Source organism: Sphingomonas sp. ASY06-1R (assembly GCF_052180265.1).
GTDB lineage: Bacteria > Pseudomonadota > Alphaproteobacteria > Sphingomonadales > Sphingomonadaceae > Sphingomonas_I.
In genome coordinates this window covers 3023477-3047675 of sequence record NZ_CP197464.1, presented here as the reverse complement: position 1 = coordinate 3047675, position 24199 = coordinate 3023477, and the positions used below count along the sequence as shown (strand labels likewise).

Here is a 24199-nt window from a genome sequence, read left to right as displayed (position 1 = left end):
GCGGGTTCATCGGCCGAGCAGATTGTCCACCAGCGCCCCCAGAGTTGCGAAGCCGCTGGTGGCCATACCCTGCGCGGCTTCGCGCATCGATCCCGGCAGCAAGGCGCGGGCGAAACCGAGCTTTGCCGATTCCTTCAGGCGCAGCGCGCCATGGGCGACGCCCCGCACTTCGCCCGAAAGCGATACTTCTCCGAACGCGACCGTATCGGCGGCGATCGGCCGTTCCGCCAGCGCCGAGACCAATGCCGCGGCAACCGCCAGATCCGCGCCCGGATCGGCGATCCGATAGCCGCCTGACACGTTGAGATAGACCTCGCAGGTGGAAAAGCTGAGACCACAGCGCGCCTCCAGCACCGCCAGGATCATGGCAAGGCGGCCACTGTCCCAGCCGACCACGGCACGGCGCGGCGTCGCGCCGCTGGCCAGGCGGACGACCAGCGCCTGGATTTCGACCAGCACCGGCCGCGTTCCTTCCATGGCTGGGAAGACGATCGCGCCGCTGATCGCCTCGCCGCGCTCGGTGAGGAAAAGGGCGGACGGGTTGGTGACCTCATCCAGCCCGAGCTGGCCCATCGCGAAGACGCCGATCTCGTCCGTCCCGCCGAAGCGGTTCTTGACCGCGCGCAGGATGCGATATTGGTGGCTGCGCTCGCCCTCGAAGCTGAGGACGGTATCGACCATATGTTCCAGCACGCGCGGGCCGGCGATCGTGCCATCCTTGGTGACATGGCCGACCAGGACGAGCGCGCTTCCGCGTTCCTTGGCATAGCGGATCAGCTCCTGCGCGGAGGCGCGCACCTGGCTGACCGTACCGGGCGCGCCTTCGATCAGATCGGAATGCATAGTCTGGATCGAATCGATGATCAGCAGCGCGGGCGGAGCGCCGCTGTCCAACGTCGTCAAAATGTCCCGCACCGAGGTGGCGGTGGCGAGCTGCACGGGGGCGGTGCCCAAGCCCATCCGCCGCGCCCGCAGCCGAACCTGATCGGCGGCCTCCTCCCCCGAAATATAGGTCACGCGCGAACCCGACGTTGCCAATCGCGCCGCGGCTTGCAGCAGCAAGGTGGATTTGCCGATGCCGGGATCGCCGCCGATCAAAGTGGCCGATCCTGCGACCAGTCCGCCGCCCATCGCACGATCGAGCTCGGCAATGCCGGTGATCAGCCGAGGCGGCAGCGCGACATCGGTATCCAGCCCGCTGACAAGGACGGTGCGGCCGCCAGAGCGCAGATCATGCTTCGCCGCAAATGGCGTCACCACCCCGCCGCCGGATTCTTCGACCAGCGTATTCCATTCCCCGCAGTCGACGCATTGGCCCTGCCATTTGTTGGAGACGCTGCCGCAGAGCTGGCAGGTATATCGGCGTTGAGGCTTGGCCATCGCAATTCCGCATTTACGAACGAAGCAAGAACATAGCGATGGCGGCAGGCGCTGGCAATGTGGCACTGGCCATGCCGTCGTTTCGCCCCTAATCTGGATCCATGGCCTTTCTGCGCACCCTCTTCTGGATCGTCATCACGGTGATCGTGGTGGTGTTTTCGATCCGGAACTGGTCAGCTGTCACCATCAGCCTGTTCGGCGACCTGCAGGCGGACGTGAAGCTGCCGGTCCTGCTGCTGATCATGTTCCTGATCGGGTTTGTGCCAACCTACGCCTGGCATCGCGCCTTTCGGTGGCGCCATGCGCGCAAGCTGGCGATGGTCGATCGGGTAGCCACACCGACGGTGACGACAGTGGTGCCTGCCACCGTGCCCGTGACCCCGCCCGCGCAGGTGCCGCCGCAGCCTGCGTATCTGCAAGATGCGCCGTCACCATCGCCGGTGACGCCAGACCCATTCAAGGCCGATTGATGTTCAGTCGTATCTTCGTGGCGATCGACACGCCGGACCTCGCCGGGGCGATTGCAATGGCGAACAAGATCAAGGGGCATGTCGGCGGCATCAAGCTGGGTCTGGAATTCTTCTCGGCGCATGGCCAGCATGGCGTGCGCGAGCTTGCCGCAATCGGATTGCCGATCTTTCTCGACCTGAAATTGCACGACATCCCCAACACCGTGGCGAGCGCGATCCAGGCGCTTCATGGCGTGGCCCCGTCAATCTTGACGATCCATGCCGCCGGCGGCCGCGCGATGATGGAGGATGCCAAGGCGGCCGCGCCGCCATCGACCAAGGTCGTGGCCGTCACCGTTCTCACCAGCCTGGATGCGGGCGATCTCGCCTCGATCGGCGTCGGCGGGGACGAGCATAAGCAGGTGGAACGCTTGACCGGCTTGGCCCACGAAGCCGGTCTCGACGGGGTCGTGTGTTCGGGCTTCGAAGTGGCGGCCGCGCGCAAGCTGTGGCGCGACGGCTTCTTCGTCGTTCCAGGCGTACGTCCGGCGGGTGGCGCCAGCGGGGATCAAAAGCGGGTCATGACGCCGCGGCAGGCGCTGGATAATGGCGCATCCATCCTTGTGATCGGGCGCCCGATCACGCGCGCCGAAGACCCGGACGCAGCTGCGCGGGCGATTGCGGCAACGCTGTAAGGTTACGTCTGTCGACCGCGACTCTTGTATGATTGCGCACGCCAAACGCGCTTCTTAAAGAGATTTGCAATAATCGAGAGGGGCTTTCGGCATGAAGATTACGCGCATCCTGATCACGGCGGCGATGCTCGCGGCATGCCCGCCCGTCGGCGCGGCGACAGCGCCGCTGGCCTGGCAGAATAAGGCGTTATCAGCCGACGCGCGTGCCGACCTTCTCGTCAGCGTTATGACGATCGACGAGAAGCTGGTCCTCGTGACGAGCTATTATGGGACACAGGTGGACCGCAACCGCTACCGCCATCCCGATGCGCGCCGCCAATCGGCGGGGTTCGTGCCGGGCGTGCCCCGATTGCATTTTACACCGCAGTGGCAGACCGACGCGGGCAGTGGTGTCGCTACGCAAGGCATTGCGGTGCCGGATCTGCAGCGCACCGCGCTTCCGGCCGGTATCCTGACCGCCGCGACCTGGAACCCCGACCTCGCGGTCAAAGGGGGTGCGATGATCGGCGCGGAAGCGCGTGCGTCCGGCTTCAATACGATGCTTGCCGGCGGCGTGAACCTGCTGCGTGAGCCGGGCAATGGTCGCAATTTCGAATATGGCGGCGAGGATCCGCTGCTCGCCGGGACGATGGTCGGCGCGATCGTGCGCGGCATCCAGTCCAACCACATCATCACCACCGTCAAGCATTTCGCCCTCAACGATCAGGAGCGCCGCCGCACCACGGTGAACATCCTGGTCGACGAGCCTTCCGCGCGCATGTCAGACCTGCTCGCCTTTCAGATCGCGATCGAGCAGGGCAATCCCGGCGCGATCATGTGCAGCTACAATCTCGTCAATGGCGAATGGGCCTGCCAGAATCCCTGGCTGCTGAACAAGGTGCTGAAGGGGGATTGGGGCTATAAGGGCTTCGTCATGTCCGACTGGGGTGCGATGCACGACACGGTCAAGGATGCGCTGGGCGGGCTCGATCAGGAAGCGGGCGTGCAGGAGCCGAAGGATTATGTGTATCGCGACAAGCTGAAGGCGGCGATCGCGGACGGGCGCGTGCCGATAGCTGTGCTGGACGACAAGGTGCGGCGGATCGCCCGTGTGCTGATCGCCAGCGGCGCGGCGGACAACCCACCGACCGCCGACAACCCGATCGACTTCGCGGCGCATGCGGCGATCAGCCAGGCGGATGCCGAAGAGGGCATCGTCCTGCTCAAGAATGAAGGCCCGATCCTGCCGCTGGCGGGGTCGGCGCGGCGTATCGCGATCATCGGCGGCCATGCCGATGTCGGCGTGCTGACGGGCGGCGGTTCGGCCCAGGTCTATCCGCGCGGCGGATCGGCCGTGCAGGGCGAGGGGCCCAAACATTGGCCGGGCCCGATCGTCTATGCGCCGTCGTCGCCGCTCAAGGCGCTGCAGACCGAGCGGCCCGGGGCGAAGATCGATTGGGCTGACGGCAGCAATCTTTCGGCTGCCGCAGCGACGGCACGCAATGCCGATGTGGCGATCGTGTTCGTCACGCAATGGACTGCGGAATCGCTCGATTTCCCGCTGACGCTGCCCGACGATCAGGATGCGCTGATCGACGCGGTGGCACGCGCCAATCCCAACACGATCGTGGTGCTGCAGACCGGCGGACCGGTGCTGATGCCGTGGATCGATCGGGTGAAGGGTGCGGTCGAGGCCTGGTATCCCGGCAGCAATGGCGGTAAGGCCATTGCCCGCATCCTGACGGGCAAGGTCAATCCGTCGGGCCATTTGCCGGCGACATTCGGCCGCGCCGCGACCGACTGGCCGCGCGCCGAGATCGATGGGCTCCAGCGGGGCAAGGACGAGATTTTCGACGTCCGCTTCACCGAAGGCGCGGCGGTGGGCTATAAATGGTTCGACAAGAACGGCACCCGGCCGCTCTTCCCGTTCGGCCACGGCCTGTCCTACACCAGTTTCGCGCCAAGCGGGCTGAAGGCGGGCGCCAAGGGCCGGACGATCCAGGCGAGCTTCAGCGTCCGCAACACCGGTCGCGTCGCAGGCAAGCAGGTCGCGCAAATCTATGTGTCGCCGGTGAAGGGCGGGTGGGAAGCGCCCAAGCGCCTGGGCGGCTTCGCCAAGCTGGCGCTGGCGCCAGGCCAGTCCAAGAGCGCGACGGTGACGGTCGATCCGCGCCTGCTGGGCATGTGGGACAGCCGCAATCCGGGCTGGACGGTGGCGGCGGGCCAATATCGCGTGACGCTCGCGACATCGGCCACGGATCCGGGTAGCAGCGTCGTGGTGACGCTGCCCGCATCGCATTGGCCGGCGGGACGCGGCGTCGCCAAATAGCAGGCATCGGAGAGGAAAAAGGATGCGCCGTACCTTGCCTATGCTGGCGGCGCTTGCTTTTGCGTTTGCCGGGACAGTCCAGGGGATCGCGGCGGCGCCGGTGGTTGGCACCGCCGCCGGGCGGATTGCCGGTGTCGACCAAGGGGAGGTGCAGGCCTTCCGCGGCGTCCCCTTTGCCGCGCCGCCAATTGGGGCAAATCGCTGGCGGTCGCCGCAGCCGGTCGCGTCCTGGCGCGGCGTGCGGCAGGCCACCAAGTTCGGGTCAAGCTGCTGGCAAGCGGTTTCCCCGCGGGGCTTTGGACCCTGGTCGCATGAATATGTCGTGCCGGGCGACATCAGCGAGGATTGCCTGTTCCTCAACGTGTGGACCCCCCGCCATGCCGCGCGCAAATTGCCGGTGCTGGTCTGGATCCATGGGGGTGGGTTCAATTCAGGATCGGGCGCGATCCCGATCTACGATGGGCAGGCGTTGGCGGCGCGTGGCATCGTGGTCGTCACGATCAACTACCGTGTCGGGCCGTTTGGTTTTCTGGCCCATCCCGCGCTGACGCGTGAGGCGGGGGCGGGCCCTCGCGCCAATTTCGGGCTGCAGGACATGGTTGCTGCCCTGGAATGGGTGCGTGCCAATATCGCCCAATTCCACGGCGACCCCGCCCAAGTGACGATCGCCGGCCAATCGGCGGGTTCGATGGCGGTCCATGCGCTGGTGGCCTCCCCGTTAGCGCGGGGGTTGTTCGTGCGCGCGATCGGCCAGAGCGGGTTGTTGGACCCCAGCCGGGTTGCCCCGCTTGCCGAGGCCGAGCGGACGGGCCTTGCTTTCGCGCAGGAACAGGGCGCGGCGTCGATCGCCGCGCTGCGGGCCTTGCTGGCCGAAAGGCTGGTTGCGCGCACGGGCGCCAATAGCGTGCGATTCGGGCTGGTGACGGACGGGGTGCTGCTCCCCGGCACCGCGCCGATCAGCGACGTTCCGATGCTGGTCGGGCTGAATGCGGACGAAGGCAGCGCCATGAGCGCCGGCTATGGCGATGACAGCGAGGCGGCGTTGCGCGATCTGTTGACGCACAGCTACGGATCGATGGCCGATCGGTTTGCGGCGCTCTATCCTGCGGGGACGGCGCTGCAACGCGCCGCTGCCAACAGGCAGGTGCGGCGTGATCGCGGCCTTGGTGCCATCTATGCGTGGGCCAAGTCGCGACCGGGCCTTCGGCAACCGGTCTATGTCTATCGCTACGATCACGTGGAGCCGGGGCCCCAATCCGCGCGCTGGCGTGCCTTTCATTCGTCCGAAATACCCTATGTCTTCCAGACGTTCGACGTGTCGCCCGAACGAGGCTTCACGGCGCAGGATCATGCGCTGAGCGTGCAGATTTCGAGCTACTGGCTCAACTTCGTCAGGACCGGCGACCCGAACGGGGCAGATTTGCCGACCTGGCCGAAACTGGACGTGACTGCGCCGTCGCTCCTCGCGATCGGGGACCCGACCGCACGTGAGCCGCTCTTGCCGCCCGCGACATTCGCAGCAATGCAGGAATTTCTTGCCAAAGGAGGTCGTCCGGCCATCTTCTGACACCGGACACCTGCAGGCATTGTTAAGGGCGCGCAATGGCTCGGATAGCGGTTTACAGTTCCAAGGGCGGGGTGGGTAAGACGACGATCGCCGTCAACCTGGCCTGGGCGGCGGCGACCCTTTCCAGCCGCCGCACCTTGTTGTGGGATCTGGATGCACAGGGGGCGGCAAGCTTCATCCTCAGCCCGAACCGGCCGTCCGGTGACGAGGCGCGCGCGGTGATCGAGCGGGATCTGGCGCCACGCAAGCTGATCGTGCCGACCGGCGTGCCGAACCTGGATCTGTTGCCTGCCGATGCCTCATTGCGCACGCTCGACCTGCTGTTCGCGGAGATCGACAGCAAGAAGCGGTTGCTGCGAATCTCCGAGGCGCTCGACAAAAGCTATGACCGGATCATCATCGACTGCCCACCGGGACTGGGCGTTACCGCCGAGCAGATCATCCGCGGTGCTTCGCTGATCGTGTTGCCGATCATCCCGTCGACCTTGTCCAGCCGGGCTGCGGACGAGCTGGTCGACCATCTCGGTGGACGCAAGGGGGCGCCGCCGGTCGTACCGGTGTTCAACCTGGTGGACCGCCGTCGGCTGGCACACCGCACCGCCCTGGCGGCGGCACCCGATCAGCACGCGCTTCCCATGGCCAGCATGGTCGAACAGATGGCGGACCGTCATGCCCCGGTCGGCGCTTATGCCGGGCGCTCGCAAGTGGCCGGGGCCATCGCCGCGCTGTGGCGGGATATCGAACGCCGCGTGGCGGCAGGCTGACGTCTGGACCGCAGGACCACAGCCCGGTGACGGCGTTGAAGCTGTTCTTCGACGGGGGATGCCGGCCCAATCCAGGACCGATCGAGGTTGCGGTCGTGGCGCGGGGGCGGACCTACCTCAAGACGGGATTAGGGGTAGGCAGCAACGACGATGCGGAATGGATGGCGCTGCTGTATGCATTGGATGTTGCGCGCGATCTGGGTGCAACCGACTTGGTCGTTGTCGGCGATTCGACGCTGGTCGTGAGGCAGGCGTCCGGCGATTGGCGGTGCCGTTCGCCCAATTTGCAGCGCCACTTTGAGCAATTTCGCGTCACCTCTGTGGCTTTTGAACGCTTGAGAATACGACATGTTCGCCGCGGTCAAAATCTTGCCGGCATAGCGTTGGCGCGATCTGCGTCATCGCGTGCCACGGATCAGGCTACGTCGGCGCGAGCGCTATGTGAGGGCCTCTCAGGCGGTAGGTTGGATCACTCAGCCTGACTTCAGCACACCCTCAATTGGCGCGCGCCGCTCTAAGGTTCCAGTCACCAGTCGACCGTAGCGTAGTGTCCGTCAGCCGAACATTCTGATGACCAGCACGCCGATCATGCCCCAGGCGACCAGGCTCAACGCGACACCGACAAGCAAGCCATGGATCGCATCGGGCGCGCGGGACCCGGATTGATAGTTTTGCATTAGCCCTCTCCAATTTTCTCTCTCCCCTCGTTATCGCACCAAGATATGCAAAGTTCCAACTATCTTAATCACCGATAACTCACATTTTTGGTTGAAACATTGTTGATCGGACCTTCATCTGTCTAATATTACCAGGTGCTAACACGAGGATATGCGAAAATCTAAACTCTTCGAGGCGCTGATATTCGCGGTTGCAGCAAGAATATGAGATGGACATTTGCATTATACTGCATCGCACAATGATCGACAGCTTTCGGCTCGATGATCAATCATATCGAGTAATGCGATCTTCATAACTGGAATACCGACTGTGGCTCATAGCAAAAATGCGATGGACCGGATATGCAAACTAAATTAACCAAAAGCCTGCAATGAAAAATCCATAAGATGATATTTGATATGATTGTTATCAATTCAAAAACTTTTTCTGATTTAACGAATTAAATATAATATATAAAAATATAATATGACGAAATTATTTTATTATAGATACAATATTTGTATGAAGCGCGATTTCCGCCAGGCGTCATCGAAGCTGTTCGGTCAATCGCTAAGCTTCAAAGCGATGGAAACGACAGGTTTCGGTCATTGAAGTTGCTGCAGGCCAGCAGAGAGGGGCAGCGGTGCCATCCGCACCTCGGCCCTTCGCCAGCCTGAAAACCGTGAGGCATCATTTTTTTGATGGCGGAAAGCAGCCCGGCTCCGCCTCGACGATAACTTAGCTGCACTGTCCGGCGAGAGGCGCTATCTGGCCACCGCACGGGCGGGATCTGCTATCCGCTCGCCTACATTGAGGGCTTTCCATCTCATGCGCATTGCAATGATCGGCACAGGTTATGTTGGCCTCGTATCGGGCGCCTGCCTCTCGGATTTCGGCCATAGCGTGGTTTGCGTGGACAAAGCCGAGGAGAAGATCGAGGCGCTGAGGCGCGGCATCATGCCGATCTTCGAGCCGGGTCTGGCCGATCTGGTCGAGAGCAATGTGCGCGGTGGGCGCCTGACCTTCACCACCGATCTTGCTACTGGAGTGAAGGATGCCGATGCGGTTTTCATAGCGGTCGGCACGCCATCGCGCCGGGGCGATGGCCATGCCGATCTAAGCTACGTTTTCGCGGCCGCTCGTGAAATCGCTGAAAACATCAGCAAGCCCTGTGTCATCGTGACCAAATCGACCGTACCGGTCGGCACTGGCGACGAAGTGGAGCGCATCGTTCAGGAAGTGGGCGCTGCGGCGTGGGTGGTTTCAAATCCTGAGTTTCTGCGGGAAGGGGCGGCGATCGAGGACTTCAAGCGGCCGGATCGTATCGTCATCGGCGCTGAAGATGATCGCGCGGTGGCGGTGATGCGCGAGATTTACCGCCCGCTTTCCCTGAATCAGGCGCCGCTGATGTTCACGGGGCGCCGCACGGCCGAGATCATCAAATATGCAGCCAACGCCTTCCTGGCGACCAAGATCACCTTCATCAATGAGATAGCCGATCTGTGCGAAGCGGTGGGCGGGAACGTCAAGGATGTGTCGCGCGGAATGGGTCTGGATAACCGGATCGGATCGAAGTTTCTGCATGCTGGCCCGGGCTACGGAGGATCATGCTTTCCGAAGGACACGCTCGCGCTGCTGAAAACCGCGCAGGACAATGACGTTCCCCTGCGGATCGTGGAATCGGTCGTGCAGGTCAACGACATGAGAAAGCGCGCCATGGGCCGGAAGGTGATCAAGGCGATGGGCGGGGAAGTGCGCGGCAAGGCAGTGGGCGTGCTGGGCCTGACCTTCAAGCCGAACACCGACGACATGCGCGATGCGCCATCGATCGCCTTGATCCAGGCGTTGCAGGATGCAGGTGCGACGATCCGCGCCTATGATCCGGAAGGTCTGGAACAGGCCCGGCCGCTGCTTCCGGGCGTAGAGCTCTTGGAGAACCCTTATGCGGTCGCCGAAGGTGCGGACGCCCTGGTGATCGTAACCGAGTGGGATGAGTTTCGCGCGCTCGATCTGAGGCGTATCGCCGCGATGATGCGCGCGCCGATCCTCGTCGACTTGCGGAACGTCTATCCGCCGGAGGAGGCCGAGCGCGCCGGACTTGCCTATTCGAGCATCGGCCGGCAGCAGCATCCGTCCTGATCGAACCGACTGCGATGCCGCCGACCTGCCCGCGCAAACGAGCAGGTCGCTAGCCCATTCGGATCGTCCGCTCAATCCGTTGGAAAACGCTCATAGGCATCGTTGGGCCAGCGAAAATCCGTATATGTCAGCATCGCACTGAAATCTTCGGCGACCACCTGATGCCACCACCCGACCGGGATGTAGAGTATATCGCCGGGTGTCAGGGTAACCTCATACTGCACGGCAGTCGCCGCGTCCGGATGGCGCAGCAGCTGGTCGGGATCAGTCACGTCATGGACGTCGCTGAAGACGTGCCTGTTGTTCGCCAGTTTTTCCGTCTCGCTTGGGGGAAGCAGGACGAGGTGCTTGACGCCAACGACTTGCGCCAGAAGATTGTTGGTCAAGTCGAAGTGGAGGGGCGTAAAAGTGCCTCCCGGTCCGATCCACAGCATGCCCGGCGCGCCGGTCAGGAGGTCGTCGATTACGCCCAGGTCGGCATCGAGCGGCGCAAGCGCGTCGCGGTTGCTGGCGCTGTTATAGGCCGTGAGATACGCATCGTTGCCGGCGGTTTCGCCGGCGATCAGATCCATAAATCCATCGAACGGCATGCGGCGTTTGTGATTGTCCTTGTACAGCTCGAAATGAGGGCTGTCGTTGCGGCCGCCCTGAAATTCGATCTCAGCTGAGCCGACACGGCGTTTGAGATACTCCGGCGTCCATTTGGACACGGCCGGCCAATGCGCAATCGCGCCGCGGAGTATCAGCGGACGCATCCGCGCATAAAAATGCTCGAGGAAATCTTCAGGGCTTATGGTCGTGCGTTCGTCAACCGCCATGCCATTGGATAATGTGCGTTGACGCGCGACATTCTCCAGAGCCCACGCCTGCCGTCGTGCCTTCAGGTCATTCTCTGCTGGCGTGCCGCTCGTGTCCATCCCGTTCTTAGGCGCGGTGGTTGCCGGCTTCACCGGACATGCTGATACCGCCTCCGATGAGGGTGGACGGGATGGAACCGCCGGGACCGGTCGCAATTCCGTCCCGTCCTTGTTGATGAAGGCGGGGGTGCGCAGCTTCGCGCGGTGATCTGCCGCGCCCGCATCGCCATTTGGAAACAAGCCTCGATAATAGAGCTTCTGCCACCGATCTGATGGGGCCACAGGGTTGGTTTCGGTAACCCATTTCTGGAAAGCATTGCGCGAGGCACTCCAGCTTTGGAACGCTTCCTTCAAATCGGGCGCTTCGTCGAGCGATCGGATCCGTGGTTCAATCTCCTCGAACAATGCCCGCTCGATCGGGAAAAAGAAGCAGAAGGGTTCATTCTCCTCGAAGCGGATCCAGTGATCGGGCCGGGTGAAGCGCCAATTCATCGTGAACGTGTAGGGCGACCAGTCCGTTTCGACGACACCACCGAGCGGCGCGATACCGTCCTTGGCGCTGTTCGGCGAGCCGCCCACCCACAGGTCAAACCCCGGCGGCGTGCGCAAGATGCCCTCGACGTGGAAAGTGAGCGTAGCTTGACCGAAAATGGATACGGGAACCTGCGTGCCGGCGCCCGGATCCAGCCGGATCTCCACATCCTCAGCACGCATGCCGCCATTCCAGCGTGCCTCAAAGCCGCATGGGCTCAATATCTCCCAGCCATGGGCATTGGCGATGGCAAGCGGCAGGCAGCGATAGGCGAAGCGTTCGTGCGTCGCTTCCATCCAGTCGCGTCGGGAGGAGGCGGGTCGAATCCTCGGATTCCACCCGTCCAAAGTGAAGCAAGTCAATTCCACAGCAAGGATCCAATCAATGCAGCCCGCGGCACGGCCATAGACACGCTCTTCTTTTTCCCTCAGGTCGCGGGCATTGTCACGATGGCAACTGGAACAAATCGCGTTTTGCGAATGATATGGGGGTGTCATATGCGGCCGCGCTCGATCGAACGCTTCGCCAAGCTCTATCCAATTTCGATCGTGCTGGGGCTCGCGATCAATCTTCTCACTTGGAGCGATTTGCAGGCTTTCCATGCTGGAACTGCATTGCGTGCATTCGGCGCTGCCGCGCCTGTGTTTGGGGTCTTCGTCGGAATCGCGATCTCGACTTTGCTCTGGTATCTGATCGTTCAGCGTCGCAGCAATATCGCCCGTTGGGTGGTGGTCGTGCTTTTTGCGTTTGGCGCGATCGGATTGGTTTGGACCGTGGCCAGCGGCAGGTTGGCGCTCGATCTGTCAGGGCTATTGGGCTTGGTGCGTCTGCTCGTCCAAGCCTTCGCCGTAGCTCAGCTGTTCCTCGCCGAGTCCCGACCCTGGTTCAGCAAGAACAAGTGACTCGCTGCCATCGGAGCAATCAACAGTCACGCCAAGGTCGGAGTGACCGGTCAGTCGGGCGCTCGCGGCATGAACCTGTAAGCGACAACAGGCGTAGCCGCATTGATCCGGCATATGTGGATATAGTCGCGGCAAAACGAAGATCCGATCCGGCGAGACTCAACCGTTTCTGAGGCGAAACTTCCTCTTCGCAGTTGCACAATAGCTTGATAGAGCATGCTCACACGGCAGGGTGTAACGGGGGAACTTCATGAAGATCGCAATCTTTGGTGTCGGTTATGTCGGACTGACGTCCGCCGCGTGCCTCATCAACGACGGTCATGAAGTGATCGGGATTGACGTCAGCGCCAGCAAGGTGGCGATGATCAATGCCGGCAAAAGCCCGATCTTCGAGCCCGGCCTGGAGGAATTGCTGGCAAAGGGCGTGGCGGAAAATCGGCTCTCCGCATTTCAGCAGATCGACGACAAGCTTGAAGATGTTGATATCGCCATTGTGTGCGTCGGCACGCCGAGTGCCGTCGATGGCTCGCACAATATGGGCTATATTGCGGAGGTTTCGCGCCAGATCGCGATTGCATCGACCCTGCTTCCACCGCGCGAACGGCCTTTGACCGTCATGTATCGATCCACGATGCGCCCGGGTTCGCTCGACCTCCTGATTGCGCCGATCTTTCATGCTCAGCATGGCGGTAAGCCGGATAATGTCGAGCTGGTCTACAATCCCGAATTTCTCCGGGAATCGACCGCACTCAAGGATTATTATGCGCCGCCGAAGATCGTTGTCGGAACGGCGGATGGGCAACCTTCCGCTACGGTCGAGGCGCTTTATGCCGGCATCGACGCGCCGCGCTTCACCGTCGGCTTCCGTGAGGCGGAGATCACCAAATTCGTCGACAATAGCTTCCACGCGCTGAAGGTTGCGTTCGCCAACGAAATCGGACGAATTTGTCTGCGCGAAAGCGTGAGTGCCAAGACGGTTCACGAGATTTTCGTGTCGGACACGAAGCTGAATATTTCGCCTTATTATTTGCGCCCGGGCGGTGCTTTCGGCGGATCGTGCCTTCCCAAGGACGTGCGGGCGCTGACCTTTTTGTCGAATGAGACCGGTGCAGAGACCTTCGTACTCGACGCCATCATCCGGTCGAACGAGGCGCATAAGCGGTTCATATTCGAAATGGCCACGGATGGGCTCGAGCCGGGTGCGCGTATCCTGTTGAACGGGCTGGCGTTCAAAGCCAACAGCGACGATCTGCGCGAGAGCCCTTTCGTCGATCTGGCTCGGCGAATTCTGAGCGCGGGCTACGATCTGAGAATTTGGGATCCACAACTTGAGCCCTCGGCGCTCACGGGTCAAAATCTTGGCTATTCGTTCGCGCACTTGCCCGAGATGACCAGTCTGCTGCTCAAGGATCAGGCGGCTTTGGCCGGCATGAACTTTGCGGCGGTCGTGGATGCGCGCGGCGATGCCAAGGCGTTGGGCCTTGAGACCGTCAAGATCGTACCGATCAACGCCATCCCCTAGCAGCAGGCCGATGGTGCGGCCTCAGCGGGGCTGGCTCGCACCATCGAGCTATTGCGTCGGCAACCTCTTACCGGCCGGCAAAGACCGCGTCATAGGCGGCAAGCAGCTTGGGTCGCTCATGGTCCCAACCTAAGTGCGCGTGAACGCGCTCGAAGCCGAACGTGCCCATGTGCTGGCGCTTGGCTTCGTCATCCAGCAACTCCGCGATCTTCCGGGCGAAGTCGATTGGATCATTGGCGAGTGCGTAAAGCGAAGCATCCTGCGCCGAGAAGCGCCCTTCCTTGACGTCGAATTGAACAATCGGTTTGCCCAGTGCCATATATTCCATGATCTTGTTCATGGTGCTGAGGTCGTTCATCGGATCGACCCGATCCGGGTTCACACAGACGTCTGCTGTGTTCAGCATGTCCATCATGACCTGATCCGATGCCCGGCCTGTGAAAGTGAAGATGTCGGCGACACCTTTCTCCATGGCGTAGGCTTTGATGGCCTCCAGCTCGGGGCCACCGCCGACAATGCCATAATGAACGTCGTCGCGTTCTTCAGCGCGCAGCCATGCGGCCGAATCGACGAGGAGATCCAGCCCTTCCTGGCGGCCGATGACCCCTACGTAGCCGACAAGGAAGCGCTTCCCCTGTTTCAGCGCTTCATTGGCCGGACCTGGCTTTATCTTGCTCAGGTTTGGACCTGACCGCACCACGAAGACCTGGTCGGCTGGCATATTACCGCGCTCGATGGCTATCCGCTTATAGCTTTCGTTAGTGGCGATCGACACGGAGGCAAGCGCGAAAGTCAGACGCTCGGCCCATACCATTGCCTTATATTGAAGGCCGCGGCTGGCAAATTTGGTTTCAAACAGCTCGGGGCAAAGATCGTGATGATCGAAGAGGAAGCGCTTGCCGAACGGGCGGAAGAACATCGCTACCAGGAAAATCAGATCGGGCGGGTTGCACGCATGAATGACGTCGAATCCACGCGTGAAAAGCACTCGCAGCGCCAAGCTAAATTCCCAGAAAAGGGCGCTTCCATATTCGGCAACATAGCCAAGCAGGCCATTACCCTCTGCGGGCAGGGGGTGACGGTAGATGTGGATCCCGTCCAATATCTCATGCCGGGCGGTATATCCCTTGCCGGTGGGGCATATGATGGAAACCTCATAGCCCGCGGCCTGGAGTGTCGTCGCTTCCATCCATACCCGGCGATCAAATGGCACTGGGAGGTTTTCGACGATGATCAAAACTCGCCGTTTTCTTGCTAAGGTCATGAATCGCTCTTTGAGGCTGGGGGGACCATTAACTTTTCCCGTTTGCTTGAAATCTTACGCATCCCAACAATACGTGCAGGTTGCCCCACTGCGATCGCCATCGCTGGGATATCACTCCTAACGACAGCGCACGCCCCAATTATTGCCCCGTCTCCGATTGTTACTCCGGGCAATACGATCGCGCGGGTCCCAAACCATACATCATTACCGATGACGATATCGGCTTCGTCCATGCGCTGCTTGGTGACAGGGTGACCGTCGTTGAAGCGATAGGAGGCCGCAGTCAGCATCACTTCAGGGCCAAACAGCACATCATCGCCGACTATGATGCGACCGTGCGACGGGCCTGCCCATATATGGCAACGTGAGCCTATATTGACACGACTTCCAATCTCAATTCTCGCGGGGTTCGAAAAAACAACATCCGGACTTACCGACAGGGTGCCGCCTTTTTGAATTTTACGGAGGGGTACGACATGAGAATAATTGTAATAATTTAGTAGCTTGGCCAAATGAAGCCATGCTCGAATATCAAATGTGGATGCTATCAGGCGGAGCAACCTTCCGGTGCGGCTCAACCTACGCTTTTCAGCAGGAGGCGGATACCTATCCGCGAGGTCATTCTGCATACGTTGTCCTACCCCCAAGGATATATGCCTATAGGCCCCTGCATTGCGCAATCGTCAAGTCTATGCTGCGCCGCAAAATGCATGCTGATGCGCTGTCGGCATCGCCGTGCTAAGCACGTCCTTGCAAAGCGGCGATCGTGGCGCTAGCTGCGATGCAGCATGGTGCCATCTATGGACGGGCTAGACTTGGTGGTATCCAGATTCTCTGTCATAATACCCGCCTATAATGAGGCGGGCGTGATCGCGCGTTGTCTGAGCACGATGCTCCCTGAAAGGGAAAATGCGCCTTTCGATATTATCGTTGTTTGCAACGGTTGCACTGACAATACCGCGGACATTGCGCGTGGGTATTCGCGGCGTGTTAAGGTGATTGAGTTGGAGCAGGGCTCAAAAACACTTGCGCTGAATACAGGTATAAGAGCAGCTGTTCACTATCCGTTGATCTTTGTTGATGCAGATATTAGCGTCGGTTATTCATCGCTATGTGCTGTAGCTGCAGCTCTACGACACCCAGGTGCAATGACCGCTGCTCCAGCTATCATAGTGGACACCAGCCTTAGCGACTGGATCGTGCGTAATTATTATAAGATATGGTTGCAACAACCTTACGTTTGCGACGCGATGGTTGGTTCCGGTGTCTATGGTCTTTCGGAGGAGGGGCTGGCCGTCATCGGACAATTTCCAGCGATAATTGCAGACGACGGGTTTGTCCGTTCCCGGTTCGATACTTCACAAAGAGTGACTGTAAAGACCGACCTCGACGGCAAACCGGCTTCATTCACTGTCTACCCACCCAGAGGCTTCGGGGAATTAATAAGGATCGAGAGCCGGCGGCGGGCAGGAGATGCACAACTTCGTACGCTATTTCCTAGTGCTGAAACGGCAAGGTCTACAAAGATGGCGACGGTAGCCGCGGCTGAGGCGCCCTTCATCGCAAAAGTCAGCTACGGGTTCATAAAGATCGCTGGGCGGCTGCGCTTTCAGTGGAACCGGGTGCGCAGACACCATCGTCGATGGGAACGGGACGACAGTTCACGCTGACTTGGCCAACGTGTTCTATTCACGTGCCATAAGTTTCTTAGCGACGGGCTTTACGAATTTAACGAGCCTTTCGCGTAAGCTGCGTGTCGGCCCTAAAATCACGTTTTCTCTGACGAGTCCCAGCCGGCTTACTGGTTCAAGGGCGACATCGTCCGCCAACTTGAATGAGTTGATCAAGTTAGTGTCGGACAGCCGCCGTCCTTTGATGCGATTGGTGACATTTTCACCGTGAACGACCTGAAGCCACGCCGGAGCGCCGCCAACTTGCTGTATATTCCATCGCTGATGTAATTCGTGATGCTTTGCGGCCCAGATGGTACGCGCCGGGCCTGAACCTCGTTCAACCAACGAGGTGAATGGGTTGCTAAAATCAACTGCTGTGTAAAGGCGGCCCTCCCGTAACGCGAGACCATTTGTAAAGTTAAGCACCGTTCCGTCCGTCGCGAGCGTGGCCGCTTCCTGCACCCTCGCCAAGAAATTGCGCGCAATCGCATCGTCGTTGTCAAGCCGCGTCGTTACTACCAGCCCGTTGCTCGGCTGATCGAGCGCGTTTACGTCCGCCGGCGCCATGTTACCGTCGAAATACTCTACATAGCGTGCCGTGAAATTGAACTCCGACTGCGCGCTCGTTATCCGTTTCCTGAAGCGTTCAGGTGTATTGTGATCGAAATAGATAATCCATGCGAAATTATCGATCGACTGACTCGCGACACTCGGCAGGCAATAACGTTCGAAAAGTTCGAACCGCCGATCTAGCCACCCCGGCGAGTTCCTAATCGGCGCCTCCCTGCCCGGGCTGGCGATATTGAAGCGGGTCAAGACAACGTGGAGCATCGGTCGATGGTACATCGAAGCGATACCGCAAAGCAACGCGATCGTTCATCGATTAATTCACCACCGGTGCGTTCTTAAGACATTAAAATATATGGATTATTAAATTTTGGTTGACAATTGGGCGGCGATTTTTGATGCGGTGCAAAAGGACTTAGCGATATAGTCGGTTCGTTGGCATCCGAATCCTTGGCGCTGCGAGCCTGTCAGATCCTGCGGAAAGGTTCATGTTACGGCAGGTGCCCAGTAGAGACACTAGGTCGGAACCTCAGCCATGCTCCTTAAAGACCATCAGTCAGGTTTGATCGCGCTAATTAAGAGGTCTTGGCATGACAGCATTTGATCGATCTGACGCACCGCCATTAGTGAGCGTGCTGACCGTATGCTACAATGCCAGGGCATATGTCGGCGACTGCATCGAGTCAGTTTTTCGATTGCATCCAGAGCTTAACCTGGAGATGTTGGTGGTAGACAATGGTTCGGATGGAACCGAGAATTACATAAGTGCTCATTATCCGGACGTAAGGATCATTCCCAGCCAAGGAAACATTGGCTTCGGTGCAGGGAACAACCTTTTGGCGAGGCACAGCCGCGGTGATTATATTCTACTACTCAATCCTGATACCCGATTCATCGACGACTCTATTTCTCGATTAGTCGCTTTTGCGCAGGCTCACCCGGAAACAGATGCTTGGGGTGGGGTAACGCTTGATGCCGAGTTGCAGCCTGAATTTGCGAACAGGCTTGAGTTTCCGAAGCTTCGAACCATGGCTGTCTATGCTTTGGGGATCGGTGCCCTGATGGCGAGGTTGCGACCGGCCGCCCCACCGTCGCCGGAGCGGCATGTCGAAGTGCTATCGGGCGGCTTCATGCTCATGAGCCGGAAGGCGTGGGTGGCGCTCGGGGGTTTTGACGAAAGCTTTTTCCTCTACGCAGAGGAAGTTGATTTGATGCTGCGGTTTAAGAGAGCTGGCTTCCAAGCAATGGTAACAGACCAGGCTCGGGTGGTGCACGATATAGGGGGGGCAGACCAGCTATCGCCTCAGAGATCGATGTATAAGACCCGTGGCGACATGCATTTCCTGCGAAAGCATTGGGGTTGGCCAATGGCGACGGCGGGCGGATCGCTGATTTGGATACAGGCGCTTCGGCGGTTGACAGTTGGAGCGATATTATCGGGCCGGTCGAAGCGTATGAGCGGTCTTGCCCATGGTTTTGCTCCGATCGTTTTTAGGCCCTGGATATGGTGGAACGGATATCGTCGCTAGGACACCCGAGATCGTTCTCTGGCGCGATCCGCGGCGCCGCTGGCACCCGCAGTGAGCGCCGGCGCCACGTCCGCTATCATCTGTTCGATGCGTATCCGCCAATCATGACGCGCGACGGTTTCCCGGAAATTGCGACGGGTGATCTGTTCCAGCCGGTCGCGGTCACCCAGCAGTGAACCGATCTCGTCTAGCGCCCGGGAAGGCTCGTCCGAAATCTCGATCGTCGCATCGGTCCAATCCAACAGTGCGTCGGCTTCTGGGGCGGAGGGTCTTCGCCCCAATACCGCACAGCCCGCCGCCAGCGACTCAAACCAGCGCTGACCGACAAAAGAGCATTCGAAGCGCCCTGCAGGATCGTAGGCCTCCGGCGCATAGGCGAGTGCAATGCGCGAAGAGCGCAAAAGCTGCCAGAACATGGCGCGATGGCGGTTGATTTCCGTCAACTCGCTGATTCGCATATGATCGGTGTGATAAAAGAAGCCCGCCCGATTACGGTTGAACCGGTCGGACAGTGTTGCTGTGAGGCCAGCGGGCTGGCGTCCGTAACCATTGACACTGACCCACCGATCTTCTGTGCGGGCACTGCCATATTTTAACGCGTCGACACCTATCGGCAGGTAATCGATTGACCGGCGGAGAATGGCCTGCTGCTGCTCGCGGAGCCCGAGCATGGGCGTAAAAATACGATCCAACCGATGAAGCGCGCGATAGTAACGAGTCAGTGGCCGAAATTGCGCAGGCAGTCGTGTCAAACGCGGGGAGAGAAATGCGTCGAAAACATACGCGACGGTCACGCCGGAACGCGGCAGATCTCGTCCTAATTTGTTAAGGGACTGGACAAGCTGCGCGAAGCTGATCGCCACCATAATCGTTAATGCGGGGCGCTCGCTGTGCATCGGCCTCTCGCCGTTCGCTAAATTCACTGTGCTGCAGTTCAGTGCCTCCCGGAGTACGTCCTCAAACTCGCTAACGCACGCGATCGCAGGCGCGATCCGTTTACCCACCGAACTGATCAGGGTAACCTCGCTCACGCGATTAATATCTCTTTGCTTGAGGGGATACCGGCCGCGTCCGCGCTTGTTGATACAGCGGACCCCGCCCAATAGCAGGCTTGGTAAGCTTCGTGCCCGTTGCGCTGCCGATCTGCGCTTCCGAAAGTGACAAGCACATTCCAATAAAGAAGGTTAACCATATGAGCATTGTTGTCCAATAATGAACGGTAAAGCCACTTGCCAATAGGCCAATCAAGCTGAAGTTATAGCTCATCAAAAAAGCGCTGTCCGTCGCGGGAAGATAACTCGCGCGTTTACCGACACAAATTATTGTCCCTAGGCTAGCCAAGCCGAGCATGACCGGTGTTGGCAGCCCATACGCAACCGCATTCTGCAGCCAAAAGGCGTCGATCGAAGAGGTCATCCAGCTAAGGCGTTCCCAGTCAGCATCAAACCCTACGCCAAAAATCGGATTGTTCAAGGCTACTGCGCCAGCATACTCCCATATGAGAAGCCTGTAATAAGCCGTGCTGCTATTGAAGGCCAGAAAACCAAGTAATACTTTGAAAAAACCTCTATTAGAAGTTATATCGACAAAAAGCCATAGAGTAAAGAACATTAATGCAAATATATGCCACCGTTTGGGCGTTCCTAATCTGATAAAGGCGTTGCGATATAGGGTTAGCCCGATCTGAATCAGCACTCCCGCTATCGCACCGGAGCTCACCGAGGCGGCAACTCCGATGATGGATGCCACTGCGCCTATTCGCCGATGCCGATTCAAACCGGTCAAAAAGGGGCCGAATAAACTTGCACAGAAAATACCAGCGAGAATAGGAAATCCAAATGGGCCTGCCGATCGCATCAGCCCCATTCGAACCAGTTCTTCTTTTGTTACGCCGGAAATCGGTCCAAATAACTGACGGTGGCTGAGCGCCTCAAACGCCATAACGCTTACTAGAAAAACAACGAGTGGGAAGCAAAATCTAAGAAAGATGGCCACCTCGCTCAATTTGCGGAATGATAGCCGTGCAATAAAATATGGGCCTGCAATTTCGATGAGAGCGATAACCCCCGAGTCCCAGTCGCTTTTTGAAGTTGTAGATAATGAAATAATTGGCCAAACTGCCGAAATCATGATCAATATGTCGGGTAGACGCCAGCGCATATTCTTTACTGACGGTAGTAACAAGGCTGCGGAGATTAATATGGCAACCCTTGAAAAATTCAACGTTGAGCCGGCAACGTTGACTGTAAACTGACTGGGAAGAATGATCCCAATGAACATCACGCGTGCCGCCAGCGCGCGAGCTCGCGCCGTTGGATCGGACGTCTGTCGATCCGCATGTGCGACAGCGTTGTGCTCCAAGTTGACCCACCCCCAATATGTCATCGTCAGTTGGTGCAATAGCTTCTAATGCCACAAGCGCCAACCGTCGCGTTAGCGGGGGAGGCGGGTGTTTCCTACGCGCTAAACGCGACCGTGCATTCAGCTCAGGCCGCCAGAAACCGGTGCATCATTAGCCACATTTCGCACTTGCAACATACGGGGACAAGTATCAAAGCCGCAATGACTCGCGGCGGGGCTTATCGATGAGTATCGGCAGACACACAGTATATAATATTAGCGGCCGACTGGCGCCAGTAGCCGTGATGCTGGTTACGATCCCCCTGTATTTGAAAGTGGTTGGGGTCGATCGATACGCTATCCTTGGGATCGCCTGGCTGTTGCTGGGCTATTTCGGCGTGTTTGATCTGGGCCTAAGCCGAGCGGCTGCCTACCGAATTGCCCTGCTTGGCGATAGAAATCCTCGCGGCCAGGCGATCGCGCTTTGGTCGGCGTTGGCGGTTGTCGGTGCGTTGAGTTTCGTGGGTGGGATCGTCCTCTATTTTGCGGGTCTATGGTACTTTTCTGGCCCCTTCAACGTGGCAGATCAGCTGAGGGGCGAGGTTCTGCAGGCTCTTCCTTGGGTCTCGATGGCCCTCCCATCTGCGCTGATCGCTAATCTGATGATGGGGGCCCTGAACGGTCGCGAAAAGTTTGCTGAAACTAATGCCGTTAATGCGATTGCAACGATCTCAACTCAGGCGATGCCGTTGGCCGCCGCGCTTCTCTTCGAGCCTACACTGCCAATTCTCATTGCGGCTTCCTTTTTCGTTAGATTGCTCACGGCCATTGTTTGGTGGTTTCGCTGCCGATCGCAAATCATTCGCGGGGTGCCGATGCAAATCGATGGGGCGGAAGTGCGTGAGCTGGTCTCCTTTGGCGGGTGGGTCTCATTTGCCGGACTTATCGCACCCTTGATGACCGTTTTCGATCGCCTTCTGCTTGGTTGGCTGATGAACGCAACTGCAGTTGCGACCTACTCAGTGCCAAGCCAGCTTGCCCAACGCGCCAACATCGTTCCTCTGGCTTTGGGAAGCGCGATCTTCCCGCGGTTGACGAGCCTCTCAGGTAACAGGCAATCGAGGGATCTGGTGGTCTCTGTCACGCACGCCATCGCGGTCATCATGGTGCCGGTGCTTGTATTAGGAATTCTGGCAATGTGGCCGTTTCTCAAGCTTTGGCTGGGAGGAAAATTTGGTTACGAGGCGGCCGTCGTCGGGCAGATAATTCTGTTCGCGCATTGGTTTATCAGTTTGTCGACGGCATCGTTTGCACAGATACAGGCGGGCGGGAATCCGAAGCGCACGGCGATCATACAGATGTGCGAAGTACCGCCCTACATAATCGCTCTGATATTCTTGACATCCAAATTCGGCCTGGCCGGGACGGCAGCGGCATTTGCATTGCGTTCTGCTGGCGATTATTTGATTTTGAACCGGATCACATCTGGAACGTGGAAATCTTCAGCTCGATATATAATACCAACCTTAATCGTTTTGACGTCCATTATCCTTGCTCCCTTCGTGCAGATAAATGCACGCGGAATCGCTATAGGAGTGATGATTGTATCCGCTGCCAGTGCATGGTCACTTCTGCACATGCCAGTAAATGCTCGCAACTCATTAAAACAGATGTATAACGCGAGCTTTGTCAGGAAGCGCGGTAGCAATTTGACGCCAGATAAAGTTATCCCGCCAGCCGCGCCCTGAGCGATCTGTAGCCCTCATATAACCCCGGTATACGTCGCAACATTAATAAAAAATTGCGATTCAGCTGGTGCTTGAAGCTCGCTACGGTGGCTTTATCGAAATTAACTATTTTGACGACGTCATTTTTATCGATCTCTGGACGAGGCTGCCGACTCGCCTTCAGTCGTTCGACAACCTGTATGAAGTCACGCTCTGCTAAGCTGGCAGCGTTGTCGGCGAGTTCGCCCATGTCACTTGATGACGTCCTTTCAAAGCATGCTCTTAATCCACCAATGTTATCAGTAACGGCGCCATTGACGCCGACTGAGCGGAGAGTCTGTTCATGCTTGCCATTCAGACTACTTGAAAGCACCGCTAAAGGTTTCCCAAAAGAAACTGCCGTGACAGCGCCGTGGAGCGAAGTGCCAATGAAGCCGGAAGAGCACCCTATCAGAGCGATTGTGTCGCGAATCTTCACTCGTTCCGGTACAATCTCGACGCACAGCTCGTAAGGGGAAAGCAGATTGGCTATTTGTACGCGTACAGATTCAAGTACCTCCGCATCATTAAGAAAATGACAAATCGGGACCAGCGCTACGTGCAGTTTAAGGGATATGGCTATCTCGCTTACCGAGACAGCCCAAGTTTCTAGCTTTCCTTTCACATAAGGCAAAGAAACTTGGCAGGCGATATACCCTCCTGCGATATTTTCGGCAGACAGCAGGCGGCTGACTCGATTTGCAAACTCGGGCTTGCTCGCGAGGTTTCGAATTGCAAACATTGGATCAGTGGCGAGTGGGAACCTCCAATCGGGCGTTGACATGCGGTCGCTCGACACCTGGTCCCGAAATGTGACCAAATCCGCTGATCGCAATAACCGCCCAATTACTTTGTAAGGAGTTTCGTCCCCAAGTTTTCCACCAACCGCGTGCGCTATAAACCTAGTTTCACCGCGCGCCGCGGCGAGCAACGGTCCCAGCCAGAGCCTCAAGAATGCGCTGTAGCTTGCAACGGGGTAGATGTATGTGCCAGCGGAATGCCCATAGGAAATTGTTTCCCCGCCAGTCAGAACAAGAGCATCCTCGACAAAAGAGCCGGCCACATCCGAGCCCGGCAGTTCCTTAAGCTGCTCGAATTCGAGAATGTCAGCAACTTTCGTGGTAGGGCTATAGAGAGTGATCTGTGCGTCGGGCCAATATTTATGCAAAAGGAATTGGTACATACTTGGAAACGCACAGTCGCCGAAATTCTCAACGTCATAAGTGCCGATCAAGCCAATTTTCATCGTATCTGCCTGCTTGCCATGTTAGCTCTCTGTGGTGCGTAC

General features: G+C 58.7%; 21 protein-coding genes. 12 read left to right on the top strand and 9 right to left on the bottom strand.

Annotated elements, in window-relative coordinates:
• Positions 1-6: 6 nt before the first annotated feature.
• On the bottom strand, positions 7-1380 hold the full coding sequence (gene radA, locus ACSBM8_RS14585) for a DNA repair protein RadA (protein WP_442678724.1): 1374 nt from the start codon (positions 1378-1380) through the stop codon (positions 7-9).
• A gap of 101 nt (positions 1381-1481) precedes the next feature.
• On the opposite strand from radA, the gene ACSBM8_RS14580 reads away from it, so the two are divergent.
• From ACSBM8_RS14580 to ACSBM8_RS14555, 6 genes are all read left to right on the top strand, one after another.
• Positions 1482-1850 carry a hypothetical protein gene (locus ACSBM8_RS14580; protein ID WP_442678723.1) on the top strand — a complete coding sequence of 123 codons (369 nt, stop codon included), beginning with the start codon at positions 1482-1484 and terminating at the stop codon, positions 1848-1850.
• Positions 1850-2524: an orotidine-5'-phosphate decarboxylase gene (gene pyrF / locus ACSBM8_RS14575; protein WP_442678722.1), complete on the top strand. Its 675-nt coding sequence runs from the start codon at positions 1850-1852 to the stop codon at positions 2522-2524. The genes ACSBM8_RS14580 and pyrF overlap by 1 nt, the downstream gene beginning before the upstream one ends.
• A 91-nt stretch (positions 2525-2615) precedes the next feature.
• Positions 2616-4832, top strand: a complete 2217-nt coding sequence (locus ACSBM8_RS14570; RefSeq protein WP_442678721.1) for a beta-glucosidase — start codon at positions 2616-2618, stop codon at positions 4830-4832.
• Positions 4833-4854: 22 nt separating this feature from the next.
• On the top strand, positions 4855-6399 hold the full coding sequence (locus ACSBM8_RS14565; protein WP_442678720.1) for a carboxylesterase/lipase family protein: 1545 nt from the start codon (positions 4855-4857) through the stop codon (positions 6397-6399).
• 35 nt (positions 6400-6434) lie between these two features.
• Complete coding sequence (locus ACSBM8_RS14560) at positions 6435-7163, top strand: ParA family protein (RefSeq protein ID WP_442678719.1); 729 nt, start codon at positions 6435-6437, stop codon at positions 7161-7163.
• Positions 7164-7324: 161 nt separating this feature from the next.
• On the top strand, positions 7325-7645 hold the full coding sequence (locus ACSBM8_RS14555) for a reverse transcriptase-like protein (protein WP_442681608.1): 321 nt from the start codon (positions 7325-7327) through the stop codon (positions 7643-7645).
• Positions 7646-7717: 72 nt separating this feature from the next.
• Here the strand turns inward: ACSBM8_RS14555 and ACSBM8_RS14550 are convergent, their stop codons facing one another.
• Positions 7718-7840: a hypothetical protein gene (locus ACSBM8_RS14550; protein WP_442678718.1), complete on the bottom strand. Its 123-nt coding sequence runs from the start codon at positions 7838-7840 to the stop codon at positions 7718-7720.
• Positions 7841-8648: 808 nt separating this feature from the next.
• Here ACSBM8_RS14550 and ACSBM8_RS14545 point away from each other — a divergent pair.
• Positions 8649-9959: a UDP-glucose dehydrogenase family protein gene (locus ACSBM8_RS14545; RefSeq protein ID WP_442678717.1), complete on the top strand. Its 1311-nt coding sequence runs from the start codon at positions 8649-8651 to the stop codon at positions 9957-9959.
• Positions 9960-10030: 71 nt separating this feature from the next.
• On the opposite strand, the gene ACSBM8_RS14540 is transcribed toward ACSBM8_RS14545, so the two are convergent.
• Positions 10031-11950: a DUF6065 family protein gene (locus ACSBM8_RS14540; RefSeq protein WP_442678716.1), complete on the bottom strand. Its 1920-nt coding sequence runs from the start codon at positions 11948-11950 to the stop codon at positions 10031-10033.
• Here ACSBM8_RS14540 and ACSBM8_RS14535 point away from each other — a divergent pair.
• Positions 11936-12250: a hypothetical protein gene (locus ACSBM8_RS14535; protein WP_442678715.1), complete on the top strand. Its 315-nt coding sequence runs from the start codon at positions 11936-11938 to the stop codon at positions 12248-12250. The genes ACSBM8_RS14540 and ACSBM8_RS14535 overlap by 15 nt on opposite strands.
• A gap of 250 nt (positions 12251-12500) precedes the next feature.
• Positions 12501-13772 carry a nucleotide sugar dehydrogenase gene (locus ACSBM8_RS14530; RefSeq protein ID WP_442678714.1) on the top strand — a complete coding sequence of 424 codons (1272 nt, stop codon included), beginning with the start codon at positions 12501-12503 and terminating at the stop codon, positions 13770-13772.
• Between the two features lie 67 nt (positions 13773-13839).
• Here the strand turns inward: ACSBM8_RS14530 and ACSBM8_RS14525 are convergent, their stop codons facing one another.
• Together ACSBM8_RS14525 and ACSBM8_RS14520 are read right to left on the bottom strand one after the other, a co-directional pair.
• On the bottom strand, positions 13840-15036 hold the full coding sequence (locus ACSBM8_RS14525; protein WP_442678713.1) for a glycosyltransferase family 4 protein: 1197 nt from the start codon (positions 15034-15036) through the stop codon (positions 13840-13842).
• Entirely contained in the window at positions 15033-15665 is a 633-nt protein-coding gene (locus ACSBM8_RS14520) for an acyltransferase (protein WP_442678712.1), read from the bottom strand. The genes ACSBM8_RS14525 and ACSBM8_RS14520 overlap by 4 nt, the downstream gene beginning before the upstream one ends.
• 237 nt (positions 15666-15902) lie before the next feature.
• Here ACSBM8_RS14520 and ACSBM8_RS14515 point away from each other — a divergent pair, with 237 nt between their 5' ends.
• Positions 15903-16706 (top strand): glycosyltransferase, encoded by an 804-nt coding sequence (locus ACSBM8_RS14515; protein WP_442678711.1) that lies wholly within the window; start codon positions 15903-15905, stop codon positions 16704-16706.
• Positions 16707-16721: 15 nt separating this feature from the next.
• On the opposite strand, the gene ACSBM8_RS14510 is transcribed toward ACSBM8_RS14515, so the two are convergent.
• Positions 16722-17540 carry a glycosyltransferase gene (locus ACSBM8_RS14510; protein ID WP_442678710.1) on the bottom strand — a complete coding sequence of 273 codons (819 nt, stop codon included), beginning with the start codon at positions 17538-17540 and terminating at the stop codon, positions 16722-16724.
• Positions 17541-17866: 326 nt separating this feature from the next.
• Between ACSBM8_RS14510 and ACSBM8_RS14505 the strand changes: the two genes are divergently transcribed.
• Positions 17867-18805: a glycosyltransferase family 2 protein gene (locus tag ACSBM8_RS14505; protein WP_442678709.1), complete on the top strand. Its 939-nt coding sequence runs from the start codon at positions 17867-17869 to the stop codon at positions 18803-18805.
• Here ACSBM8_RS14505 and ACSBM8_RS14500 read toward each other — a convergent pair.
• Both ACSBM8_RS14500 and ACSBM8_RS14495 read right to left on the bottom strand, forming a co-directional pair.
• A complete protein-coding gene (locus ACSBM8_RS14500) occupies positions 18802-19836 on the bottom strand; it encodes a glycosyltransferase (RefSeq protein ID WP_442678708.1) in 1035 nt (344 codons plus the stop codon). The two genes, ACSBM8_RS14505 and ACSBM8_RS14500, sit on opposite strands and share 4 nt — an antisense overlap.
• Before the next feature lie 4 nt (positions 19837-19840).
• Positions 19841-21166, bottom strand: a complete 1326-nt coding sequence (locus ACSBM8_RS14495) for an O-antigen ligase family protein (RefSeq protein WP_442678707.1) — start codon at positions 21164-21166, stop codon at positions 19841-19843.
• Between the two features lie 284 nt (positions 21167-21450).
• Between ACSBM8_RS14495 and ACSBM8_RS14490 the strand changes: the two genes are divergently transcribed.
• On the top strand, positions 21451-22893 hold the full coding sequence (locus tag ACSBM8_RS14490) for an oligosaccharide flippase family protein (RefSeq protein WP_442681607.1): 1443 nt from the start codon (positions 21451-21453) through the stop codon (positions 22891-22893).
• Here the strand turns inward: ACSBM8_RS14490 and ACSBM8_RS14485 are convergent.
• On the bottom strand, positions 22871-24157 hold the full coding sequence (locus ACSBM8_RS14485; RefSeq protein WP_442678706.1) for a polysaccharide pyruvyl transferase family protein: 1287 nt from the start codon (positions 24155-24157) through the stop codon (positions 22871-22873). The two genes, ACSBM8_RS14490 and ACSBM8_RS14485, sit on opposite strands and share 23 nt — an antisense overlap.
• Positions 24158-24199: the final 42 nt, after the last annotated feature.

Bases quoted from the DNA above. Each gene is read 5' to 3' on its own strand.
- ACSBM8_RS14525 (WP_442678713.1), bottom strand. From the start codon at position 15,036: ATGACCTTAGCAAGAAAACGGCGAGTTTTGATCATCGTCGAAAACCTC.
- ACSBM8_RS14490 (WP_442681607.1), top strand. From the start codon at position 21,451: ATGCTGGTTACGATCCCCCTGTATTTGAAAGTGGTTGGGGTCGATCGA.
- ACSBM8_RS14510 (WP_442678710.1), bottom strand. From the start codon at position 17,540: ATGCTCCACGTTGTCTTGACCCGCTTCAATATCGCCAGCCCGGGCAGG.
- ACSBM8_RS14530 (WP_442678714.1), top strand. From the start codon at position 12,501: ATGAAGATCGCAATCTTTGGTGTCGGTTATGTCGGACTGACGTCCGCC.
- ACSBM8_RS14550 (WP_442678718.1), bottom strand. From the start codon at position 7,840: ATGCAAAACTATCAATCCGGGTCCCGCGCGCCCGATGCGATCCATGGC.
- ACSBM8_RS14555 (WP_442681608.1), top strand. From the start codon at position 7,325: ATGGCGCTGCTGTATGCATTGGATGTTGCGCGCGATCTGGGTGCAACC.
- pyrF (WP_442678722.1), top strand. From the start codon at position 1,850: ATGTTCAGTCGTATCTTCGTGGCGATCGACACGCCGGACCTCGCCGGG.
- radA (WP_442678724.1), bottom strand. From the start codon at position 1,380: ATGGCCAAGCCTCAACGCCGATATACCTGCCAGCTCTGCGGCAGCGTC.
- ACSBM8_RS14505 (WP_442678709.1), top strand. From the start codon at position 17,867: ATGACAGCATTTGATCGATCTGACGCACCGCCATTAGTGAGCGTGCTG.
- ACSBM8_RS14565 (WP_442678720.1), top strand. From the start codon at position 4,855: ATGCGCCGTACCTTGCCTATGCTGGCGGCGCTTGCTTTTGCGTTTGCC.
- ACSBM8_RS14485 (WP_442678706.1), bottom strand. From the start codon at position 24,157: ATGAAAATTGGCTTGATCGGCACTTATGACGTTGAGAATTTCGGCGAC.
- ACSBM8_RS14580 (WP_442678723.1), top strand. From the start codon at position 1,482: ATGGCCTTTCTGCGCACCCTCTTCTGGATCGTCATCACGGTGATCGTG.
- ACSBM8_RS14520 (WP_442678712.1), bottom strand. From the start codon at position 15,665: ATGCAGAATGACCTCGCGGATAGGTATCCGCCTCCTGCTGAAAAGCGT.
- ACSBM8_RS14560 (WP_442678719.1), top strand. From the start codon at position 6,435: ATGGCTCGGATAGCGGTTTACAGTTCCAAGGGCGGGGTGGGTAAGACG.
- ACSBM8_RS14540 (WP_442678716.1), bottom strand. From the start codon at position 11,950: ATGGAAAGCCTGCAAATCGCTCCAAGTGAGAAGATTGATCGCGAGCCC.
- ACSBM8_RS14545 (WP_442678717.1), top strand. From the start codon at position 8,649: ATGCGCATTGCAATGATCGGCACAGGTTATGTTGGCCTCGTATCGGGC.
- ACSBM8_RS14570 (WP_442678721.1), top strand. From the start codon at position 2,616: ATGAAGATTACGCGCATCCTGATCACGGCGGCGATGCTCGCGGCATGC.